General features: G+C 57.2%; 1 protein-coding gene. It reads left to right on the top strand.

The genetic code is table 11. The annotated features are described in order from the left end of the window. Positions 1 to 455: 455 nt before the first annotated feature. Positions 456 to 1,295: a lysozyme inhibitor LprI family protein gene (locus X946_RS05865; RefSeq protein WP_235363994.1), complete on the top strand. Its 840-nt coding sequence runs from the start codon at positions 456 to 458 to the stop codon at positions 1,293 to 1,295. The last annotated feature ends 56 nt before the right edge of the window (positions 1,296 to 1,351 follow it).

Here is a 1,351-nt window from a genome sequence, read left to right as displayed (position 1 = left end):
GCGACGCTGCGACGTCCTGTTCGCCATGCTGCGCGACGGAACCATTTACCAACCCAAGTCGGCCCCTAACGCTTGACGAACAACATAGGGGCACCCCCCCAACCATTGTCTTGGTGTGCGAAGGATACGTAGCGGATGAGTGTTCGTCTTTTACCCTTTTGCAACCAGCCGTAACTTTTGCATCTTGTGTTTCAGAGCGGCTCGGAAAAGCTTGTCAGTATGACGAGAAGGACGGAGTTAGGAGAAACGCCGAGGCAAGTTTGGCGGTGTTTGACGATGTCGAACCGGCTGCCGAGGAATGTGAAAGATTGTTAATTGTTGAGTGAGTTTCATTTCCTCCGGCCACGTCTCGAGTGCGTATTTTCCTCGCTGCCGGCGCCGGGCGTAGCACTAAAATCAAAAGGCAATCACGTTGTCGGCGGCACGAGAACCAACACAATACGACGGGGTGAGCCATGAGAACTTCGGTGCTGTCGTGCCTATTGGCGGCGACGCTTGGCGCTTGCAACCACTCGAGCAAGCAGGAAACGCCCACTGCTTCGGCAAGCCCGCAACAGCCGGCGTCCGCGAGCAGTTCCAACAACGCGCCGCCCCCGCCTCCCGCGCCGATCGCTGCGCCCGCGCTGCCTTCTCACCAATACGCAATGGAGCAAGACGGTACGTATGGCTACGAGCCGGCCTTGAGCGAGGACGACGTTCGCAGCGGCAGAGCAACGAAGCCTCTCGTCATGATGCGTTATGTCGGATTTCGAGACGGAACGTACGTGTTGCTGATGCTTGATCCGGATAACGAAACTTATGCGACGCGCGTGACATGCCAGGCGCCGTGCAATTTTGCGAAAGTGCAGAGCATGTCCGCCGCGACGGTTCTCAAAACCGATACCATTCGCGTTGTACCGAATTCGCTGATAGGCGCCATGCTGGAAGACGCGCTATCGGGCCAACTGAAACCGTATGGCCAGTCGTCGCCATCGATGCCGCAACCCGTTTCCGCTCCGCCCGCCAATACCGCGGCGACGACTTCGGCGCAATCGACGACGCAAGCTTCGCAGACGGAATCAATTGCGCAGCAAACGAGTTTCGATTGCTCGAAGGCCAACTCGATTCCCGAATACCTGATCTGCCATGATCCGGAACTTGCCGCTTCGGATCGAGAGCTCGCTGATATCTACCGACAAGCGAAAGAAGCGGTTCCTGACAAGGCCGCATTCGCCGAACGCACGCGAAGGCAATGGAACTATCGTCAAAAAAATTGGTTCATCGCGGAATTCCGGGGAACGCGGCGCGGATCTTGAGGAAGAAGTACTCCTCGTCACGGTACCCGTAGGCCCTGCGCTTGATGACCTTGATC

The organism is Burkholderia sp. ABCPW 111 (genome assembly GCF_000773065.1).
GTDB classification, from domain to species: Bacteria; Pseudomonadota; Gammaproteobacteria; order Burkholderiales; family Burkholderiaceae; genus Burkholderia; species Burkholderia savannae.
Note: the sequence above shows the minus strand (reverse complement) of the source record. Positions and strands in the feature narration are given on the sequence as shown.

What these genes read in the sequence shown, in the direction of transcription:
- X946_RS05865 (WP_235363994.1), top strand. Translation starts at nt 456, where the DNA reads ATGAGAACTTCGGTGCTGTCGTGCCTATTGGCGGCGACGCTTGGCGCT.